Consider the following 21,927-nt stretch of genomic DNA (forward strand, 5'->3'; position numbering starts at 1 on the left):
TTCTGATGTTAAAAAGCCTGAATCACTTCAGGCTTTTTTGCTAGCTATTTTTACCGGCTAAGATGGGGGCTACCGACTCTGGCGGCGTTAAGCGTAGGATCTTAATGCCGAGATAAGCATAGATCACTGCCAGCACCGGGTTAATCAGGTTAAAGAAGGCATAGAACAGATAATCCAGTGGGTTAACGTTCAGTACGCCGTGCATATAGGCACCACAGGTATTCCACGGGATTAAAGGGCTGGTAATGGTACCGCCATCCTCCAGTGCCCGCGACAAATTAACCGGCGCCAGACCTCGGCGCTCATACTCTTCTTTATACATCCGACCCGGCATCACAATCGACATATACTGGTCAGCGGTTAAAATATTGGTCGCCAGCGAAGTTGCCATCGTGCTGGTAATTAACGACCCTGTGCTGCGCGCAAAGGTCAAAATCGACTCGACAAACTTACGCAGTAAACCAATATGCTCAACCACAGCGCCAAACATCATAGCCGAGAAGATTAACCAAATGGTATTTAGCATACTGGCCATACCGCCACCGCTGAGCAACCTGTCCATATCGTCATTGCCGGTACTGATACTAAAACCGGCAAACAGCGTCTGCCATACCAGCTTAAATACCGCCACCAGTGCCGGTAATTGCTCATCCGCTAGGCGGCTAATCAGCTCTTGCTGGAAAAATAGCGCCCAGACACCACCGAGTAAGGCGCCGATAAAGACCGTCGGAAAAGCCGGTATCTTACGCATCGCCATCAGCAGCAGTACCGCCAGCGGGACCAGTGTCCACAGACTGATATTAAACTGACTCTGCAACACAGCACTGATTTGCTCAACATGCGCCAGATCAGCACTGACAGTAGTATTAAAACCGATCAGCACAAAGCCAAGCAACGCCAGCACTATGCTGGGAATGGTGGTCCACAGCATGTGCCGGATATGCTGGAACAGATCGGCACCCGCGACGGCCGGTGCCAGGTTAGTGGTTTCACTCAGTGGTGAAATTTTATCGCCAAAATAAGCGCCTGACACTATGGCACCTGCGGTAATAGCCGGCGATAGCCCAAGGCCGGTCGCGACACCAATCAACGCCACACCTATAGTCGCGGCAGTGGTCCAGCTACTGCCGATACTCATGGCCACAATACCACACAGAATACAGCTGGCGGCATAGAACCAGCTCGGGCTAAGCAGCTGTAAACCGAAATAAATCAGCGTAGGAACAGTACCAGACAACAGCCAGGTGCCAATCAACGCGCCCACAGCCAGCAGAATTAATACCGCTGCCAGCGATAGCGAAATCCCCTTTACCATGGCCTGTTCAATCGACTGCCAGCTATGGCCATTTTTCAGGCCAATCACCACGGCAACCGCAGCCGCAATAAAGAGCGCAATCTGGTTCGGGCCATAGGACGAGTCATCTTTAAACAGAAGCACTGACGCTGCCAATAAGGCAATCAGCACCACCATCGGCAGCAATGCATCAAGCAAACTTGGCGCTTTTTGTGTTGTGTTATCCATTTGCTGCTTCTCCGTTAGTTGCCGCTAAAGGCACGGAAGATATCCAGCACCCCAATCAGATTGAAAAACACAATAATCACTGCAACCGGCGTGATCCAACGGATAGCAAAGCGCCAGCACTGATACGCCAGCTTGCTGGTCGCCAACTCTTCACGGCTTGCCCGCTCCGACATCACCCAACCGGTAAAGATCGCGATAAAGAGCCCACCAATAGGTAACATAATTGCCGAAGTCAGATAATCCTTCAGTTCAAATAAACTGGCAATGGGTTTGCCGAGCAGAGTCCAGTCCAGCGTCGCCCAGGCAGCACCAGAAAATGAGAATACCGTCGCCAGACCCAGCAACCATAAAGATATACCGGTACCCAGTGTTGCCTGGTAACGCTTTAAGCCTTTCGTTTCAACCAGCCAGGCAACGGTCGATTCAATCATTGCTATGGCTGAGGTAAAGGCGGCAAAGACTAACATCACAAAAAACAGTGTGCCGAAAAAGGTACCAAAGGGCATAGCGCCGAAGGCAATGGGTAGCGTAACAAAAATCAGACCCGGGCCCTCGGCCGGGGTTAAACCATAACCGAATACCAGCGGAAAAATCGCTAAGCCGGCCAGTAAAGCCACAGCGGTATCACAGAGCGCGATTAATAGCGTGGTTTTACCAATAGACACATTAGAAGGTAGGTAAGCACCATAAATAATCATCGCCCCCGAGGCCAGACTTAAACTGAAAAAGGCATGCCCAAGCGCCAGCAGTACCCCATTCATAGTCAGCTTGGAGAAGTCCGGCTTAAACATAAACTCCAGCGCTTCGGCAAAGGCGCCGTTTAACGCAGAGTAGATTGCCATCAATAACAACAGCACAAACAACGCTGGCATCAGATAATTAACGGCTTTTTCCAGCCCCTTATGCACACCGCGGCCAACCACATAGATCGTCAGTGCCAGTACGACGGCGGAGAATCCCATTAATAAATAAGGATTACTGATAAACTGGCCAAATTCAGCGCCGACTTCGGCGGCTGGCATATCAACAAAGGTGCCGACGGCCGTTTTGTACACATAGTACAGCGCCCAACCGGCGATCACGGCATAGAACGACAGGATCAGGTAGCTGGCCGCCAGGCCACTCCAACCGGCGAGTTGCCAGCGGGTACTAGCATTGGCTTCCAGTGCCAGGGTTTTCACCGATAAACCGGGGCTTTGCCGGCCACGCCGGCCAATCAGCACTTCCGACATCATCACCGGAATACCGATTAGAAAAATACATAACAGGTAGACCAATACGAAGGCACCGCCGCCGTTTTGTCCCATAATGTAGGGGAATTTCCAGATATTACCTAAACCGACTGCAGCTCCGGTGGCTGCAAGAATAAAAGCCAGACGGCTCGACCAGAGGCCGTGCACGGATTGACGAGTTCCCGACATAGTTAACCTTTATAATTATTATGTTGTTGTAATACGTATTATTATTGAGAAAAGGCGGTAAAAACCGCCTTTTCTTGCTTTGGCTATTTCTTCGCCAGCCGGTTTAACTGCAACCAGTCAGACGTAATATAAGCGGCCTCTTCCAGTAGTGGATCCAGCTTGGTCAGTACTTCCGGCGCATCATCTACCGACTTCACGGTAGGCAGGGCCAGGCGCTTCAGACGCTCATTTGTGCGCTGCAGTGCTCGCGCTTCGTCGGCTTCGCGTTTGGCAATCCGCTCCGCTTTGTTCAGCGAAATGCGTTTTTCATCTTTCTGTTGCTGATACTCAGCAATATCCGCCAACAGATAACTGAACTCCACTTCATTGGCGATGCGTCGCTGATGTTTCTTCACCAGTGCTGGCACCAACTGCTGAATATCCTGCTGCGCACTATACTGTGCCGGGGCTATGGCATCCCAGGGTAAAGCATAATCTTCTTTGCTCTCACCCCATTCCGCCGGATCAATCGCCGATGGGAAGCTGATATCGGGGATCACACCCTTGTGCTGAGTACTGCCGCCGTTAATGCGGTAGAATTTGGCCATCGTATACTGCACGCTACCCAATGGCTGCTCAAACATATCGTAGATGCGGCCAATACCACGGTGCTGCTGCACTGTACCCTTACCGAAGGTTTGCTCACCAATCACCAGGGCCCGACCATAGTCCTGCATCGCTGCGGCAAAGATCTCAGACGCTGAAGCACTGTACCGGTCAACCAATACCGTTAGCGGACCATCATAGTAAGAAATGCCATCGCGATCGCCATTTAAGTCAATTTTGCCATCACCGTAACGGATTTGTACCACCGGACCGCGTTCAATAAAGAGGCCGGTCAGTAGCGTCGCTTCCTGCAGTGAGCCGCCACCGTTACCACGCAAATCAACAATCAGTGCCTCGACTTTCTGTTCATTGGCTTCGGTCAGCAACTTTTTCACATCTTCAGACAGGTTATTGTAAAAGCCCGGAATGGTAATAACACCTACCTTGCTTTGTAACTCGCCCAGCTTCGGCTGTAACACTTCAAATTTTGCAGCCCGATCTTCCAGTCGGATCTTGTCGCGCACAATCTCAACGATCTGTGTTTGATTATTCAGATCACTGCCACCTAACACCTGTAACCGCACCCGGCTGCCTTTGGGACCTTTAATTAAATCCACCACGTCATCCAGGCGCCAGCCCACCACGTCTACGAAGTCTTTGTTATCCTGCGCCACACCAATAATTCGATCCTTCGGCTTTAGACGCTGGGTTAAGTCTGCCGGACCACCGGGTACCAGACTCTGGATTACGGTATAGTCTTCTTCAGCACGCAGCACGGCACCAATACCTTCCAATTGCAGATTCATATCCTGCTGGAAGCGCTCTGCATTGCGCGGCGACAGATAAGAGGTGTGCGCTTCCACTGCCCGGCCGAACGAATTCATCACCAGCTGGAACACGTCTTCGCTATTGGTTTGCATTAAGCGTTTTTGGGTATTGCGGTAACGCTTTTCCAAGATCTCTTTCGCTTCATCCAGCTTTTTGCCAGTCAGCTTCAGATTCAACAGGTCAAACTTGACTCTCTGTCGCCATAACTCATCCAGCTCGGCAGTATCGACCGGCCAGGCCGCATCTTCACGATCGTAGACATAATAGTCATCGGCTTCAAAGTCATGCTCCTGCGCCAACTGGGCAATGGCAAAGTCAAAGCGTTCAAAACGGCGACGCTGCGCCAGATTAAACATATCAAAAGCGAAACTCAGATTGCCGCGGTTAATCGCATCGTCAAACTGATTACGATATTGCTCAAACTGAGCCACATCACTGGCCAGCAGATGATTGCGGAAAAAATCGAGGTTTTTCAGATAGAGGTCGAAAATTCGCCCTGACAGCTCATCATTTAACTGTACCGGAATATAGTGAGCGCGGGTAAAGGTGGCTGCGACACGCTTACTTGCCGTGGCATGCTGCGGTGACTGACTGATCACCGGCAAGGCATTGATATCCGGCGGACTCACTGACTCCGCTGCTACACCTAAAGCTAAAAATAATCCAACCGCTATCAGGGAAAATTTCTTCATAACTCTCTCGTTTTACGTCAGGCCTGATACAGGCTATCCTGACGGGTTTTGATGACCATGCCTGAACTCAACTGCACTGTCACATCAGGCAAATTGACTTCGGTTACCGTCGCCGGCATTGGGCTTGAACCAAGTTTAACCAGCACCGCTGCGCCCACTTTCAGCTGTTCAGCAACCAAGGCTGTTAGTTGTACTACTGGCTGTACCACTGCAGGCTTTTCTGCTGCACGGGCTGGTTTTGCCGACCGCTGTGCAGCATTAGAGGCTGCTTTTGGATTTTTGTTCGCGGTTTTTTGTACCGGTCTTGCCACTTTGTCTTTCGCAGCTGCTCTGTCAGCCTGAGGCTTAGCAGTTTGCTGTGCCCGTTGCTCCTGCTGTTTTACCTTACGTTTCTCAGCGGCTTTTTGTTTACTTTCCGCCAATAATTTTGCCGCATGCTCTGCCTGTTGGGCGTCAATCAGCTCGGCCGGTTGGCCTTCCAAATCAATCCGGTTTACGCCTTCTTTAGTCGCCTCCAGGTAACGCCAACTGGACGTGTAAACGCGCAGCGCCTGGCGCAGCTGGGTTTTACTCACCGTCGCGTTCTCACCTAAGCGGGCGGCCAAGTCCTGAAAGATACCGACTTTTAATGGCTGTAAAGGTCCGCTGCTAATAAAGCATTTCGGAAAGCTCTGACATAGAAATGCCAGTACATCTTTAACATTAGCAGGTTTTTCTGATGTCGGAACAGCTTGTTGCTCGGTTGTTACTTGTTCCAGGGTTGTTGCTTGTTCCGGGGTTTCAGCCGTTACGGGGGTTGCAATGGTCATGCAGCATTCACTCTTCTTCGTCAGCAGCAGGCTCGTCATCAGCCATGCCTTCTTCTATTTGTTGTTGGATATAGGACAGCGCCCAATCAATCAGTTCGTCTTCGTCAGCGTCCAGTAATACCGTATCGCCGCGCAGCTGTTCCCACAATTGTGGCATCAATTGCTGGATTTGGGTAATACTCAGGCTGTCAGGCAAGGCATCCCATACACTATGCACTATGGCATTAAACTTATCGGCAACCAGCTCTTCTTCGCCGTCCCAGTCACCGACTTCTTCCACCTGCAGCAGGTAATCCTGTACCGAGAGCAAGTCTTTCATCAGGCAGCAACCAAGACTTGTTCAAACGCAGCAACCAAGGCAGCCAGGCCTTGCTGATCGACGTCGTCAAAGCGGTTCAGTGACGGACTGTCGATATCCAGTACCGCAATAATGTTGCCACCTTGCCTTACCGGTAACACAATCTCTGAATTACTGGCAGCATCACAGGCGATATGACCCGGGAATTCATGCACATCGGCAACGCGTTGGATTTCACCTGTTGCAACACAGGTGCCACAGACGCCCTTGCCCACCGGGATCCGCACACACGCCACCTTACCCTGGAAAGGCCCCAGTACCAGTTCGCCCTGGCGCATAATATAAAAGCCTGCCCAGTTTAAATCAGGCAGGCTTTGAAATAATAAAGCACTGAAATTGGCCATATTGGCAATCACATCGGTTTCTTCCTGCAGCAAAGCCTTAGCCTGCTGCAGCAATTCAGCATAGAGTGCGTGTTTTTCGCTCGACATCTTCGTTCGTAAAGTGAGTTAGGGTCAAAAGCAGTACATTACTTGTTTTAAGCACTAATTTAAACCTTTTTTAGCGCGTCGCGCTGGCGGCCAGGCGCAGTCAGTACACTAAACAGCGTTAATTGCTGCTTATTTCAGCAAGGGCCGCTCGCGGCGTTAAACTGTAACGGATTGGCGGGATACAACAGCTGTGGTGCCTGACTCTGATGACTGAACTTGCGGGTGTCTTTATATGGCAGCTTCATAAAGCCCCCAACTCCGTCACCACTGATTAAACCGACCTTACTGAGAATACTCTGCAGTAGCCGGTTAAATTCTGGTTCAGCCGCCGGATCCAGCAGGCGGTAGTAGCTGTGGATCTTCATATATAACGGCGTGACCTCAAAGATAATACAACCGGTATGCCGGATCAGGTTAAGCCGCGCGATATCGTCCATAATGGCATCGGGTAATACCAGTTGCTCATCCGGATCCTTGCCATCTTCAAAGTAAGAATGCTGCTTACTGGCCTCTTCTGCACTGAGTACCGGCGCCAGCTGATACGGAATTCGACTCTCTGCTGGCGCCACAAAGGGCTCAGCTTCCGATGCGCGGCTAATATGAATAGTATTGCGGGCATTAAATAAACAGGCTTTAAAGATCCCGACCTTGCCAATAGCGCGGGCCAGCGTCACCACGTTATTGACCGCCAGCGCGAAGGCCTGACTCAGGCTTTGATCATATAAATTCAGACTACTGTCGATATAGATGCCGCCGGCCTGCCAGTGGATGGCTAAACCGCCTACTACCGGATAGCGCCCGAGCCGGCTCACGGCAGCGATAAAGGCTTTTTCGGTTTCGCCCATCCCTTCCAGATAGTTTTTGTAATAGCGTTCCAGCTGCACATCATCGACGTAGGCGATATCCAGCTCTTCGTTATGCTCGCGTAAAAAGGATTTGCGCGACGAGTACACCACGGTATCCAGCTCACGCCGCTGTGGGCTCACCCAAACCGGCAATACGGGGCTGTCATCAAACAGCGGCAGTTCCGGTAATACCAACTGCTTTAAGCGCGGCATCTGCTTGATAAAATAATCACCGGCCTGCTGGCGTAATGTCAGATCATCGGCCAGCATACTATCAAGCATGGTGGCAAACTCCAGCGGCAAACCCAGACTACGTGCAGGAATAGCTTTGCGGCCGAAACGGCAGGCCTGCCCCGAGGCCAGCGCATAGAGGGTACTGGCGACGCCCTGCTCGTCAAAGCGTGGGCTGGATAACTGCCCGCTGCGCTGTTCCGGGCCAATAAAGTAGACATCGCCCATCCGGGCATTGGAGTGTTGCAGATCGGCTGACATCAGCTGCATCACATTATTCGACAGATAATGCCCCTCGTGATCCAACTGAGCAAACACCGAGGAGCCCCAGTCAATCAGGCTCAGGTGGCCGCTTTGCTCCTCAAACACCAGATTGGACGGCTTAATATCGCCATGGACTATCGGCGCTGGTGCGCCGTCTTTTTCGATACTACGCAGATATTGCAGCAACTCAGCCAGTTGTGCCGCCAGATCCACCAGCAAACGCACCGGCAGGCGGCCATGCTGCAGGCTGTATTGCTCTAAATCGATACCCGGCGCCCGATCCATCATCAGAATGCCCTGCTTGCGCACCACCTGATAGGTGATATAACGCGGCACCGCCGGATGTTGTACCTGCGACAACATATAGGCTTCATCGGCAAGCCGTTCCTGAATATGCTGCGGCAGATTGATGCGCGAGAACTTAAACACATAGCATTCGTCGTTAATGCCAAAGCCGGCAAAGGCAAAACCGTAAGCACCTTTACCGAGCAAATGGATATCCCGGTATCCCAGTTGTTGCAACTTGCTGATACAGAGCGCTACCCAATCTTTCAGCTTTTTCGCGTCATTGGCGTTCAGCAGATAGATCGACTGTTCTTCCGGGATATAGAAATTGCGCAGATTACGTTCTTGCATCAGGGCCATTACTCAGCAATTTGACTCAGCGATTTTATTCAACGATACCACGCGCCATCTGGGCACTGATATTAAAATACCAGTTAAACTCATGCTCATCGCGTGGATTAATGATGGTCATCAAATCAAAGGGTTGCTCCTGATGCCACACCAGCGCCTGAGCCTTAGCATTAAAACCATGCAGATTGATAAAGGTATAGAGCTCAGTGGTACTGGTACAGAAAAATGCGGTTTCCGGTGTTTTACCATCACCACTTTGCCAGATCGCGGCCATCAGACCGTCTAACACTTCCTGATGATACTCGCCCTGCTCGGTATTGCCCGACTCAAACTGACAGACCATAGCACCATAATGGCCGTTTAGGCTGATAAACTGCTCCGCTAATAGTTTGGTAGTATGACTCAGACACTGCTGCCAGTCTTTTTTGGCGATGGCTTCAAACATCAGGCTGGACAGTGCCCGCTCCACCATACTGTATGGCCGGTAAGCTGAGGTTTTGGTATAGGCCTGCCGCAAACTGGCCAGTCGCCTTGGCTCTGGTGCTTGCTGCACCTCTGAGAGCAACAGCTGATAGTGCTGGTCCGCCGCATCTTGTTGCGCTCTCTGCGCGGCAGACATTGGGGGAGCAGCAGTCATTGGAGGCGAAGCAGACATCGCAGCTGCCGCACCCTGCTGTGATTGAAGCTGTTGAGCACAGCCACTCAGTAATAGCAGTAAAGCTGTCAAAATACCGATCCGAAACACCATAGTAGTATCCTTTGCTAATGGTTCTATTCATCTAAGGGCAAGCGCCCGGCCCGTAAGGTGCGTCTTTGCACCGCCTGTTTCAGCACCTGATAGTCTGGCACCACCAGAGTCAGTTGCTTTGCCGCCCGGGTAATACCGGTATACAGCAGCTCGCGGCAGAGCACCGGGTTATCCCGCTCCGGCAACACCAGCACCGTATGACTGAACTCTGAGCCCTGCGACTTATGCACTGTCATTGCAAAGACGGTTTCAACAGCGCCCAGGCGGCTGGGTAAGATCCACCTTAACTGGTTATCGGCATCAATAAAGACCACGCGTTTTTGCTGATCCTGCGGTGATATCAGGACAATGCCGATGTCACCGTTACGCAAATTCAGATTATAGTCATTACTGCTGACCATTACCGGCCGCCCTTCATACCAGCTATCCTGCTGCAGATTGCGACTGGCCGGCAGTTGTGGCAAGGCCTGTTGCACCAGCTGATTTAAACCAGCAACGCCAAAGGGGCCATCACGTACGGCCGTTAATAGCTGAAATTGCTGGTAGCTGTTAAGCACCGCCCGCGCCCATTGCTCAATAGCAGCCGCCTCGGCACCCGCTTCGGGTTTGGCCGCTAGCTGCTGCCAGTAGGCGGCAAAGCCACGGCGGCACAAGGCTGCCAGTTGTTGCAGCGGATCTTGTTCCGGCTCTCCGGCTAATAACTGCAGATCCTGATAGCCCGCCTGACCTGACAGCAGATAATCGACCTGCGCCTGCTCACCCTGATTGACCGCGCGGGCCAGGGCACCAATACCACTGTGTTGATCAAAACGCCGGCTAACCCGCAACATCACCACCTGTTGTAGCCGTTGCCGCGGCGTGCTGGTTGCCAGCTGCGCCGGTATCGGTGCGGCGCTGAATTGCTGTAGATAAGCCATAGTTTCTGCACTATAGCCACCCTGCTCGGCATCCTGACAAAGCTGTCCTAAAATAGCGCCGGCTTCCACTGAGGCCAGCTGATCCTTATCGCCTAATAAAATCAGGCGGCCATCCGCCGGCAGTGCCGCGAGCAGCGCCTGCATCAGCTCAATATCAATCATACTGGCTTCATCGACAATCAACACATCAAGCGCCAGCGGTTTACTGCGCTGATGCTTAAATTGCCGGCTGCCGGCTTGTACCCCCAACAGTTTATGCAGGGTCGCGCTGTCGGCGCGGATCGCGGCAACCGCGCTCTGCCAGTCCGCTGCCAGCGCCTGTAAGCTTTGCATCGCCTGGGTAATCGCCTCTTTCATCCGCGCCGCGGCTTTACCGGTGGGCGCCGCCAGCTTGATGGTCAGTGGCGTGGCCGACAAACGCTGTAACAGCGCCAGTAAGCGCACCAGGGTATAGGTTTTACCGGTACCCGGCCCGCCGGTGATCACACTAAAACGGCTACGCAGGCTGTTGGCACAGGCCAGCTTTTGCCAATTGATCTGAGCGAAGGCATCGCCAGCGCTGGCTGCTAACGACTCAGCTCCAAACAGCTGATCCAGATAAAGTTTTAGCTGCGCCGGCTCTGCCGGCAGGGCTACCGCTTGCATCAAAGCGCGCAAGTCGGCAGCGATCTGCTGCTCTGCTGACCAATAACGGGCGAAATAGAGTATCTGTTGATCTAATACCAGCGGCCGTCCCGGCGCTGCGCTGGCAATCGACTCAGCGTTGGCCGGTGTTACAGTAAACACCGTATCACACTGTGCCAGGCAGGCCTCCAGCTCTTCCAGACTATATGACGCCAGTATCAGTGCCGGATCCGGTAACAGACTGCCATCCTGCTGACTTAACGCCTCAGGGCTTAACTGCGCACTCTGGTAATTGAGCAGCTGTGGTGCATCGGCCAGTAAATCCGCCAGTGGCAAACAGACATGGCCGCGGCCAACCTGTCGTGACAGTAAGGCCGCAAGCAGCAAACTCAGGGGTTGTACTGTTGGTGCGTTTTGCGCCAGAAAGCGGGCAAAGGCCAGGTCAAGTTGACTTAACAACTGCTGGCGCTGATAGGCGGCCAGTAGCGCCAGCATCGCCTGACGATCCTGTAGCCGTTGTAATACCTCAGGTAGCACTGCACTAATCAGCATCGGCGACCTCCACAGCAGACTGTGGCTCTTGTTGCAGAAAGTATTGCTCTAAACTTAGGATCAACGACTCCGGTACCCGATCGATAAAGGCACCCCGGCTGCTGGCTTGCTGGCCACGCAAAAACAGATACACCACGCCGCCGACATGCTGCTGATAGCTGTAAGCGTCTTTTAAGCGGGCTTTTAAAAGCTTATGCAGTGCCAGGCTATAAAGCACATATTGCAGCTCATAGCGGCTTTGTAAGATTTTCTGTTGCATCGCTGCCGGGTGATAAGCCGCATCATCCGGTCCCAGATAGTTTGATTTGTAATCCAGCACGTAGTACTTACCCTGATGTTCAAACAGCAAGTCGATAAAGCCTTTTAACATGCCATTTAAGTAGTTGCGGCTAAGCTCAGGTCTGGCGGCACCGCCCAGTACAGCGGCGCTAACCTGCTTATCCAGTTGCCGGGTACTGACCCCCTGCACGGCAAACCAGAACTCAGGCTCAGCCCGATAGCTGCGCAAGGCATTAAGTGCTACCTGCCCACCACCTGGTAACGGAAAACTCAGCTGCAGATAGCCATGTAACCAACGACTTAATAACTCAGTTCGCTGCGCCCAGCTGCCGTGGCGGCAGCGCCGGGCAACCAGGCTTTGACACAGCTCAGGATCGGCTGCCACTGCGGCGAAGCCGTGCTCGGCCGCATCCTGCAACAAGTTATGCAGCAAGGTCCCTGGCCCGGCTCCGCGTGGAAAGTCATGCAAACTGACTAAGTCTGGCGTTGCTGGCAAGGACTGCGCTACAGCGGCAAACTGCGCTGTACTGTCTGCAGCCAAGGCTCCCGGGGAGGCATTCGGCATAGCTTCTGCAAGCAGCGCACTGGCCTGTTCTTCCAACAGGTTATGCTCCAACGCGGTATCGCCCTGACTGGCAGCACCATAGGTTAACGCCGAATAACTGGCGATCCACCAGGGCTGAAAAGGCTGCGCGGTATTGCGTTGCCGCGCAGCAAACTGTGAGGCTGAGCCACTAAGCACCGGCGGCAAATGCTGCGGTGTGCTAAAAGCAGGCAAGGCAACCACCTGAATGTCATTGGCATTAGCAGGCCACAGCGCCTCGGCTTGCTGTAGCAGCTGCAGCGGCTCTGTCGCCTGATCACAGCCCAGCAGATAGGCCAGCGCTGAGCGCTGCCAATCACCTACCGGACTTAAACTAAGCCAGGTCGCATATTTGGCCCGGGTCACTGCCACATAGAGCTTGCGGATATCTTCGCCCAGCCGCTCCTGATCGGCGGTTGCCAGCTCAAGCTTGCCGGGCGTCAGGCTTTGCACCAGTTCACCGGCTTCATTATGAAAGCTTACCAGCCGGTCATCATGACTTACCGGACGGCACAGGCTGATAAAGGGCAAGAATACCAGTGGATACTCCAGCCCTTTCGATTTATGGATGGTGACAATTTGGATCAGCTCAGCATCACTTTCCAGCCGCACTATCTGATCATCGGCAGGCTGGGCAATGGCTTCCTGCTGGTACAGATGCTGATAGAAATAGCGCAGCAACGCATGCACACCATCCAGTTTGACACTGGCTTGCTGCAACAGCTCGGCCAGGTGCAGTAAATCGGTCAGATAGCGCTCGCCACCGGCGTCAGCTAACACCCGCTCTGCCACCTGAAACTGCTGCACTAACTGGCGGATCAGCGCTAACACGCCGCGCTGCTGCCAGCAATGGCTAAACTGATAAAACCATTCCTGATACTGCTGCCAAAGCCTATCGTCATGCCTTAGCGCATCCAACTGCGCCAGCGGCAAGGCCACCAGCGGCGTATAGAGCGCGTTTAGCAGCGCCTGCTGATTGGCCGGCTCGGCACAGGCCTGCAACAGCAAATACAGATCGCCGGCCACTTCACTGTCGAACACGGAATTACGATCCGATAAATACACGCTGGCCATACCGCGCTCACGCAGCTGCTGCTGGATCAAATGCCCTTCCTGATGGGTACTGACCAAAATCGCAATATCTTTACTTTGCAGCGGTTGTAAGGTCGTCGCTGTCGCAGCCTCGTGCCGCAGCATAAAACCCGTGCGCCCGGCGGCCGCACTGCCCAGCAAAGCACCAATATAGTCAGCAACCCGGCCCGCCAACTGCTCCCGGTACAGGGTTTTACTCAGTGCTTTGCTATCGTCCGCACCCTCGTCGAAACTGCCGGCGCTGGCAGTCCACAGGGTTAAGGCAGCCGTGGCCGGTTGACCGTCAATCACCAGCTCAGCTTTAACGCCCCTGGCGTTAACTTCAGTAAAGGGCAACGGGTTGCCGCTGCTGTCCGCGAATAAAAATGCCTGCCTGGCGGCGCTTTGCTCGGCCGGTCGAAACAACGCATTAACGGCCGCCACCATCTGCTTACTGGAGCGGAAATTGGTGGTCAGCGTATAGTGGCGCCCTACGGTATCGCGGCGGGCTTGCAGATAGGTGAAAATATCGCCGCCACGAAAGGCATAAATCGCCTGCTTCGGATCGCCAATCAAATAGACTGCCTGTGCCGCTGCATTGCTGGCCAGCTGGTATACCACATTGAAAATGGCGTACTGCGCCGGATCGGTATCCTGAAACTCGTCAATCATCGCCACCGGGTACTGCTGGCGTAAAATAGCGGCCAGTGCCGGCCCGGCATCACCCTCCAATGCACGCCGGCATTGCTGGATAATGTCATCAAAGCCCATTTTGGCTTGCTGCTGCAGTTGTTGCTCCAGCCGGGCCTTACACCAAGTTACCGCCTTTGGTAACAGTAATGGCCGCAGCACCGGCCCCTCGGAGAGTAGCGCAACCAGATCCAGTAAGGCCGCCGGCCAATCCGCCGCCAGCGGCTCACCCTGATAATGCTGGTAAAACTGCTTGCCATAATTATCGACAAAAGAGGTTTTTAGTTCAGGTAACTGCGTTACGGCCTCAGCAACAGGTAAGGCCGTCCAATCCAGCAAGGGGGCAAAATCCTGGCGGGCTTTTTTCAGATTATAGGTTCTGGGTTTACTAAAGCTGCCGGCCGCTTCGGCCGCGGCAATCCAATCCAGCCAGGCCGGTAACGCCTGTTGCCAGTAGTAAAAGGCGCTACTTAGCCGCTGCTGATAAGCTTGCTCAGCCGCCAACAGCAGTTCAGCTAATTGTACCGGCTCAGAACTGGCACTGGCCTGTGCCCATAGCGGCCGTAGATCATCCAGTAAGGCTTCCGGTGTACGGTATAAAGCCTGGATCTGCTGCAGCTGTGCTTCAGGTAGCGGATAGCAAGAGCTACGCCAGAAGTCTCTTACCGCTTCTAATTGCAGAGCGCTAAGATCAGTCAACAACTCCTGTTGAAACAAACTGCCGCTATTAAACGCATGTTCGCGCAGCACCTGCTGGCACCAGCTATGGATGGTTTTTACACTGGCCTCATCCATGGCTTCGCTGGCCATTTGCAGCGCATAGGCACATTCCGGCCAATGCTGCGGGGCAAAATCGGCTTTTAGTGCCTGCAACACCGCATCGGCGCTGGCTGAAGCGTCACGAAACACCGCCGCCGCCTCCACTAAACGCTGACGGATCCGATCCTTTAGCTCGGCCGTTGCCGCCTTGGTAAAGGTCACCACCAGAATATCCGCCGGCAATAGCGGTGTGCTGCGACTAGCTGCCGCTGTCAGCCTCGGCAGATGCGCCAGAATAAAACGTAAATACAGCGCTGCTATGGTATAGGTTTTACCGGTACCAGCACTGGCTTCAATCAATACACTGCCGTGCAGCGGCAATTGCAGCGGGCTGGTTAATTCTTGGCTCATGGCTGCTCCTGGCTCGTGATTGCTAATGACTCATGCTGCGCCTGAATCATGGCTGCGCCTCCGCTGTTATAACCGCGGAATTCAGATCTAAAGCGCCTAACGATGCCACCAGGGCACTAAGCGGTTGTGCTGTTGCTGCCTGCAGCTGTTGGAAGAACGGCCGGTAACACGCCACCCATTCACTAAAGCCGGCATCCAACAATTGCTGTGCCTGCGGGTAATAGCGCGCCAGATAAGGCGTATCGGCCCGCACCCCTGACTGATACGCGTTACCGTGATAACGGCCGGCAAGTTTCGACAGACTGTACTCTTCCTGCTTCTGCTCGGCTTTATACCAATCAGCCGCCAGCTCTAGTGCCAGCGGTAATGGCTGACACAGCGCCTGTTGTAACCAAGCTGCAAGTTGCTCTAGTTCTGCTCTGGCTTGCGACGCGCTTAGCGGCGCCAGAGTCAGAAAACCATCGGCGCCCAGGATCACCGTGCTGGGTGCCTGCGCCAGGACCGTGCAGGCGACCAGATGTTTCAGATACCCTGTAACCAAATTACGCCACTGATAACTGACACTGCGCGGTTTGACTTCGACCACCTTACTGGCGGTCAGCTCCAGTTGCAGCATCGCCTCTGGCGAGGCATAGAGCGTATTGAGCTCCGCCTCCAGCAACACATCACCCAGTTGCAGCTGATAAGTCTTGGCCGCGAGCGGCGCACTTTGCTGCACCAGCGCAGACCGTGCCTGATATAACGCCAACACGGTTTGCTCGGTGCGGGCCAGATCCGGCCCGGCTGCTGCACCATAGGGTAAGTCACCGGCTTGCTTTAGACGTTGTTGCTGCTGCCGCATCAGTGCTAAAGCTTGTTCATCATTTTGCGGCTGCTCTGCCAGCAATGCTGTCAGTAGCTGGTGTTTTACCTGCCACACCGCCAGTCCGTTCAAAGCAAAGGGCTCAACATCCGGCAAGGCCTCAGGCGTACTCTGCAGGTAAACCCCTAAGCGGCGCCGCGCCAATAACTGCGCTGGCTCTTTTAACAGTAGCTGTAAATCCAATAAGCTAAAGGGCGCTTCGGCCTGAAATGGTGCCAAAGGTTCAGCCTCGCCACCGGTAACGCGTACCGCAACACCCGGCAACTTGGTTACGCGTTCACCTGAGGATTTTTCGCTATCCTGATGAATGCTAAGCCATTCTTTGGCGTAGCTAAAGTAAGGTGAGTCTGGCTCGGCAGTAAAGTATGCCGGCGCAAAAGGTTGCAGCTTATGAGCGGTGGTCAGGCGTGCGGCCAGTGTCGGGGTGCCCGCTGGCGCTGGCCAAAGTGCATTCAGTTGGTCCTGTAGCTGGCCGACCAGTACCGAAGGCGGCAGTTCACTGTTATCCTGGGCGCTGGCGCCAACCCAGCTGATATAGAATTGTTGTCTGGCCGATAACAAGGCTTCTAAAAACAGATAGCGGTCATCTTCACGACGCGAGCGATCGCCGGGCCGGTAATGCAGGCGCATAAGATCAAAGTCGGTTTTCGGGCTTTGCCGCGGGTAATCACTCTCATTCATCCCCAGCAGACAAATACGCTGAAACGGAATGGCCCGCATTGGCATCAGCGTGGCGAAGTTCACACTTCCGGCCATAAACCGCTGCTGCAGGTTGGGCTCGTCGACACTGGCAAGCCACAGCTCCGCGACGATACTAACAGGTAAAACCGCCGTGAACTGTGCCTCCTGGGTGCTTTGCAACCAGCCATCCAGCGTATCGCGTAACCTGGTCAGCAGTAACATTTCCTGCTCATTGTCTGCTGTAAACAGTTGATCTAACAGGTTACTCAGCAGTTGATGCCAATTGGCCGGGCTGCGCTCAACCTGCAGCTGCTGCCAGCAGTGCTGTAAGGTTTCCACCAGTGCTGCCAGCGCCCCTATCGCTTGCGCTTCCAGTGCAGACACCTCAGCATAAGCGGCGATATCTTGCCAGGATGCGGCCGTGGCGCCGGCAGCATAACCATAAAGCAAGCGGTTCAGCGCAAACTGCCAGCTGTTTTGCTGCCAGCTATAACTTAACCCCAGCCCCTGACGCTGGGTGGCATCCAGACCCCAGCGTGCCCCTGCGGCAGCGGCCCACTGTTGTAGTTGACTGACCTGCTGCTCGCTCAGAACAAAACGACGCCGCAGTGCCGGAACCTGCAGTAAGTCAAACAGTTCACTGTGACTAAAGCGCTGCGTTGGCGCCTGTAGTATCAGCTCCAGCGCCTGCAATAGCGGGTTGCGCTGGCGCTGGCCCTGATCGGCCAGCGTATAGGGGATATAACGCGGATCATCCGCCGCCAGCCGGCCAAACACGGCAGCAATATAGGGCGCATAGCTGTTGATGTCAGGCACCATCACCATAATATCGCGCGGTTGTAAGCTGGGATCGGCATCAAAGGCCGCCAGCAAATGGTCATGTAACACTTCCACTTCCCGCAAAGCACTGTGACATCGCTGAAATACTATCGATTTATCCGTTCGCGGATCCGGCGCTGGCCAATATTGCTGACTTTCCTGATTGGGCCTGAGGTGCAGAATATCGTGTTGCAGGCGGCCTAATAAATGCGTTGGCTCTGCCTCATCAAACAGATCAAACCGTAAATTGGTAAAGGCAGCCGCTTTGGCTGCCGTTTCATCAAATTCATCCAGCAGCCGGATATAATCCCGCCCCTGTTTGCCCCAGGACGCCAGTAACGGCGGCGCATACTGATGCAGCTCTGACAGCAGCAGCGAGCCGGAGCTTTGGTTTTTGCTGCGAAATCTCGGCTTAGCATACTGGCGCAGCAGATCGCGGCCGGCAATAATATCGGCCCAATGATACTGACAGGGGTTATGGACGCAGAGCACGATCTGACATAGTCCTTTCAGGGCGTGCAGCACTTCCAGCGTTTGCCGGGGTAATGAGGAAATACCGAATACCACAATCCGCGGTGGCACGCCGTCGGGGCGCTGCTGCGCCGTCAGGCTGGCCGCAGCACTTAAAAAGCGCTGATGCAGTGCCGCCCTGTTGCTACAAATTTGCTCGGCACCAATATCCTGCACCAGAGCCTGCCACAGTTTTGCCTGCCAGCGCTGCTCGTCGGGCAAGGGGATATTCTGCCCCGAGTGGGCCAGCACCAGCTCACCACGGCCCCAACTATCCAGCCAGTCCGCGCGATACACCTGATACTGGTCAAACAGATCGGCCAGCTTGTCGCTTAATTGAAATAATTTGCGCTGATCAGGCACGACCTGACTGCTTTGCTGCGCGTCGGTGGCAGACTGCAGCTGGTGAGCAGCGGCCTTATCTGCCGGCGCGATATAATGCGCCAGCGCCTTAAAGTCTGGATCCGCAGCGACCAGTGCCGGCAATAGCCGGAGAATACGCCAGCGGAGCCGCTGCTTATCAAAGGGGGAGTGTTTCGGAATATCCGGGCCCAGCACACTGCGATAAAGCCGCCATACCAGACGCGCCGGCAAACTGACTTCCAGCATAGTCGCAATACCGGTCTGCCGTGCCAGCGCTTGCTTTAACCACTGCGCTATACCATTGGATTGCACCAACAGCACTTCCTGCTCCAGCGGTGGCAGTGGATAGCGATCCAGCAATTCGACAGTTAGGGCGGTCAGATCTTCGAGGCGGTGGCTATGCGCAACAATAAAACCGGGCGTCAGCATCAAGATTCCTTTTCACAGGCGACAGTTAACAGCAGGCAGACAGCATAGAAGATCCAGTTTCAGCTGTCAGACTGTAAATATATCCACTGTACCCTAAACCGCCAGCAGTGCAAGCCCGACACCGCTAACTGCCCGATTTTTATCCAGATTATTTGAATTTAACCTCAAATGGCGCCACCCGGCGATAGCTGGCGCTGTGTCCTGTTACCCATTCGCCGTTTTGCAGATAACGCGAATTTACGGTTAAGGTATCGGCACTCAGGGTACTGACCGACTCCACCATCGTAATGCCGTTGGCATTATTTTCGACTGCCTCGCGCGCGATGATCCGCTGATTATTATCTTCAAACGTCATACTGCCGTGGGTATAAAAACCGGCCGTCGTAAAATAGTAGTAATTAATACTTTGTTTGGCTTCATCCCAATAAATAATCGACTCGCCGCCATAGACGCCATCATTAATTGAGTGCACCGTTTTTATCGCATTGCCGTTTAAAGCCCGTTGCCAATGTGAGCGGTCAATCATTTTTTCGGCGGCGCCACTTTGTGTCAGATCACCCTGCCAGTAGGTATCCAGATAGGGTCTGAAGGGTTCAAGTTTTGGATGTAATGTAGGTTGCTCAGCCTGTAGTGAGAAGCTAAACAGGCTCAATAGCAGGATCAGCAGGACTTGGCTTATTCGCAGCATGGGTTACTCCGTTATCGTTATCATTATTGGGGATCGGATACTAAGTAAAACCGATCAGGCCAATAACTGCAACTCGGCCAGCTCGCGATAAAGCGGACAGGTCGCCACCAGTTCGCTATGGCTGCCACTGGCCAGCAGCCTGCCCTGATCCAGCACCAGGATCCGGTCAGCATTTAATACCGTGCTGAGCCGATGGGCGATAATCAGCGTGGTTTTTTGCTGCATCAACTCCTGCAACGCCAGTTTGACCGCATGTTCACTGGCCGCGTCCAGCGCACTGGTGGCTTCGTCCAGTAATAAAATTGGGCGATCCGCCAAAATGGCCCGCGCTATCGCAATACGCTGCTTCTGACCGCCAGACAGGCGCACGCCCCGCTCGCCCAGTTGGGTATGGTACCCCTCAGGCAAGTCGCGGATAAACTGATCAGCCCGCGCCGCAACACAGGCGGCAATCACCTGCTCCAGACTGGCCTCTGGCCGGCCATAACGCACGTTTTCCAGCACCGAGTTGGCAAAGATCACTGCCTCCTGTGGCACCAGCGCAAATTGACGGCGCAGTTGTGCCGGCTCGAGCGCTGTGATCGGCAGTTGGTCCAGATAAATCGACCCGGCGCTAACATCATAAAAACGCTGCAACAACTGAAAGAGAGTACTTTTACCCGCGCCACTGGGGCCAACTAACGCCACCCGCTCACCCGCCTTCACCTCAAAGCTAAGCTGGTGCAGCACCTGTTGTGCCGGCGACAGCGGATAAGCAAAGCTGACTGCGTCAAAACGTAAATCGCCGCTCAGCTTTGCTGGCAGTGCAATCGGCTGGGGCGGCGCAGCAATTTGTACCGGTTCACTGGCCAGTTCCTGCAGCCGCTCTGCTGCACCCGCCGCCCGCTGCACTTCACCTATCACTTCGCTAATAGTGGCCATGCCGCCGGCAACCATCACGGCATAGAACAAAAACGCGGTAAGTTGGCCGGCGCTGATACTGCCAGTTAACACATTCTGCGCACCAATATAGCCAACCACTGTCACAGCGCCGATGCTAAGTAGCATCACCGAGGCAATCAGTAAGGCACGATAAAAGATCCGGCCCCGCGCCGCTGCCAGTACCGCATCGATTTTTTGCGCAAAATGCTGTTCATCGCGCAGTTCATGGCCATAGGATTGCACGGTATGAATTTCATGCAGGCTTTCATCAACGTGAGCGCCAATATCAGCCAACCGATCCTGACTTTGCCTGGCCAGCTTGCGCACCTTTTTGCCAAGGATAAAAATCGGTGCCAATACCAAGGGCACCGCCAGAAACACCAATAATGTCAGCTTAATACTGGTAAAGGCCATCATCGTCAGGCCACCGATGGCGGTAACCGCTGAGCGCAGCGCCATCGACAGGCTGGAACCAACCACACTTTGTAACAAGGTAGTGTCAGCAGTAAAACGTGAAATCACCTCACCGGTACGGGTTTCACTGTAAAACGCCGGTGATAGCTTAAGTAAATGCTGAAACACCTGGTTGCGCAGATCGGCGCTGACCCGCTCACCGAGCCAGCTCATAAAGTAGAATCGGAAAAATACCGCCAGAGCCCCCACCAGCGTGATAGCCAGTACCAGTAGCGTCAGTTCGTTTAACCGGCTGCTATTGCCGGCAACAAAGCCTTCGTCTACCAGTAAACGTACGCCCTGCCCTAAAGCCAGCCAAGCCAGCGAGCTAAGCAGCAAAAACAGCAGCGCCGCTAACACCCGACCGCGATAAGGATTTAAAAACCCGGCAACCCAGCTTAAAACACCTGGCTGCTGTTGTTGTGGCGAAGCACTCATCATTAATTCTGCAATTCTGCTCGGCTAAAAGCTCAGAAGTGGCGTTGTAACCGGCATTAAACAAGAGGTCGACAGAAAATTTCTGCATCCGCTAAAAATGCAGCTCAAATCTGTGCGGCGACAGCCGATATAAAAATACTGACGTTAAACCCGTTCTGATCGGAGCTAAGCATGGCCAAATTTCATCCGCAGGCAATTACCCCGGAGCAAACCTCGGAACTGCGTTACTTACATAAAGTGATGCAGGCGCTGGATATTCTGGGGGAGCACCCACAGCTGCATGTGGTCGCCTACGGCCGGATCTGGCGCTATCCTGATATGCTGCAAACCGCCATGCGCTATGCGTATCTGGCGCAACTCCATGGTTTTAATATTGAGCCTTTTAGGCGCTGGTATAACCGCGATGCCGAAATCTTCTCGCACTATGGGATCCAGTGGTTTAATGGTCAGCCAGGCTGAAATAAACAGTTAAAATCTTGCTTTTTAATTGCTAAAAGCTATTAGGCT

The 21,927-nt window shown here is 53.7% G+C and carries 14 protein-coding genes; 1 reads left to right on the forward strand and 13 read right to left on the reverse strand.

What is annotated here, in order from left to right:
* Nucleotides 1-40: 40 nt before the first annotated feature.
* The 13 genes from nhaC to H1D31_RS09015 all read right to left on the reverse strand — a co-directional run bounded on the left by nhaC (nt 41) and on the right by H1D31_RS09015 (nt 21,420).
* Nucleotides 41-1,522, reverse strand: coding sequence for a Na+/H+ antiporter NhaC (gene nhaC, locus H1D31_RS08955; RefSeq protein ID WP_261257870.1), 1,482 nt, complete (start codon nt 1,520-1,522; stop codon nt 41-43).
* Between the two features lie 14 nt (nt 1,523-1,536).
* On the reverse strand, nt 1,537-2,943 hold the full coding sequence (locus H1D31_RS08960; RefSeq protein WP_261257871.1) for a sodium-dependent transporter: 1,407 nt from the start codon (nt 2,941-2,943) through the stop codon (nt 1,537-1,539).
* Nucleotides 2,944-3,026: 83 nt separating this feature from the next.
* Nucleotides 3,027-5,048 carry a carboxy terminal-processing peptidase gene (gene prc, locus H1D31_RS08965; RefSeq protein WP_261257872.1) on the reverse strand — a complete coding sequence of 674 codons (2,022 nt, stop codon included), beginning with the start codon at nt 5,046-5,048 and terminating at the stop codon, nt 3,027-3,029.
* A gap of 17 nt (nt 5,049-5,065) precedes the next feature.
* Complete coding sequence (gene proQ / locus H1D31_RS08970; RefSeq protein ID WP_238534577.1) at nt 5,066-5,896, reverse strand: RNA chaperone ProQ; 831 nt, start codon at nt 5,894-5,896, stop codon at nt 5,066-5,068.
* Nucleotides 5,865-6,176 (reverse strand): hypothetical protein, encoded by a 312-nt coding sequence (locus tag H1D31_RS08975; protein ID WP_008608374.1) that lies wholly within the window; start codon nt 6,174-6,176, stop codon nt 5,865-5,867. Before H1D31_RS08975 ends, proQ begins: the two co-directional genes overlap by 32 nt.
* The gene (locus H1D31_RS08980; protein ID WP_261257876.1) at nt 6,176-6,646 is read right to left on the reverse strand and encodes a GAF domain-containing protein; all 471 of its coding nucleotides are present in this window, start codon (nt 6,644-6,646) and stop codon (nt 6,176-6,178) included. Before H1D31_RS08980 ends, H1D31_RS08975 begins: the two co-directional genes overlap by 1 nt.
* A 134-nt stretch (nt 6,647-6,780) precedes the next feature.
* Nucleotides 6,781-8,622: a protein kinase domain-containing protein gene (locus H1D31_RS08985; RefSeq protein WP_261257878.1), complete on the reverse strand. Its 1,842-nt coding sequence runs from the start codon at nt 8,620-8,622 to the stop codon at nt 6,781-6,783.
* Between the two features lie 34 nt (nt 8,623-8,656).
* Nucleotides 8,657-9,370, reverse strand: coding sequence for a DUF4919 domain-containing protein (locus H1D31_RS08990; protein ID WP_261257880.1), 714 nt, complete (start codon nt 9,368-9,370; stop codon nt 8,657-8,659).
* Nucleotides 9,371-9,393: 23 nt separating this feature from the next.
* Nucleotides 9,394-11,463 (reverse strand): exodeoxyribonuclease V subunit alpha, encoded by a 2,070-nt coding sequence (recD, locus tag H1D31_RS08995; protein WP_261257882.1) that lies wholly within the window; start codon nt 11,461-11,463, stop codon nt 9,394-9,396.
* Nucleotides 11,453-15,256 (reverse strand): exodeoxyribonuclease V subunit beta, encoded by a 3,804-nt coding sequence (gene recB, locus H1D31_RS09000; protein ID WP_261257884.1) that lies wholly within the window; start codon nt 15,254-15,256, stop codon nt 11,453-11,455. The genes recD and recB overlap by 11 nt, the downstream gene beginning before the upstream one ends.
* 46 nt (nt 15,257-15,302) lie before the next feature.
* The gene (gene recC / locus H1D31_RS09005) at nt 15,303-18,920 is read right to left on the reverse strand and encodes an exodeoxyribonuclease V subunit gamma (protein WP_261257886.1); all 3,618 of its coding nucleotides are present in this window, start codon (nt 18,918-18,920) and stop codon (nt 15,303-15,305) included.
* A 148-nt stretch (nt 18,921-19,068) separates the two neighbouring features.
* Nucleotides 19,069-19,608 (reverse strand): hypothetical protein, encoded by a 540-nt coding sequence (locus H1D31_RS09010; RefSeq protein WP_261257888.1) that lies wholly within the window; start codon nt 19,606-19,608, stop codon nt 19,069-19,071.
* A gap of 54 nt (nt 19,609-19,662) precedes the next feature.
* Complete coding sequence (locus tag H1D31_RS09015) at nt 19,663-21,420, reverse strand: ABC transporter transmembrane domain-containing protein (RefSeq protein ID WP_261257890.1); 1,758 nt, start codon at nt 21,418-21,420, stop codon at nt 19,663-19,665.
* Nucleotides 21,421-21,591: 171 nt separating this feature from the next.
* Between H1D31_RS09015 and H1D31_RS09020 the strand changes: the two genes are divergently transcribed.
* On the forward strand, nt 21,592-21,879 hold the full coding sequence (locus H1D31_RS09020; protein ID WP_008983652.1) for a hypothetical protein: 288 nt from the start codon (nt 21,592-21,594) through the stop codon (nt 21,877-21,879).
* Nucleotides 21,880-21,927: the final 48 nt, after the last annotated feature.

It is taken from the genome of Alishewanella sp. BS5-314 (assembly GCF_025377695.1).
Lineage (GTDB): Bacteria > Pseudomonadota > Gammaproteobacteria > Enterobacterales > Alteromonadaceae > Alishewanella > Alishewanella aestuarii.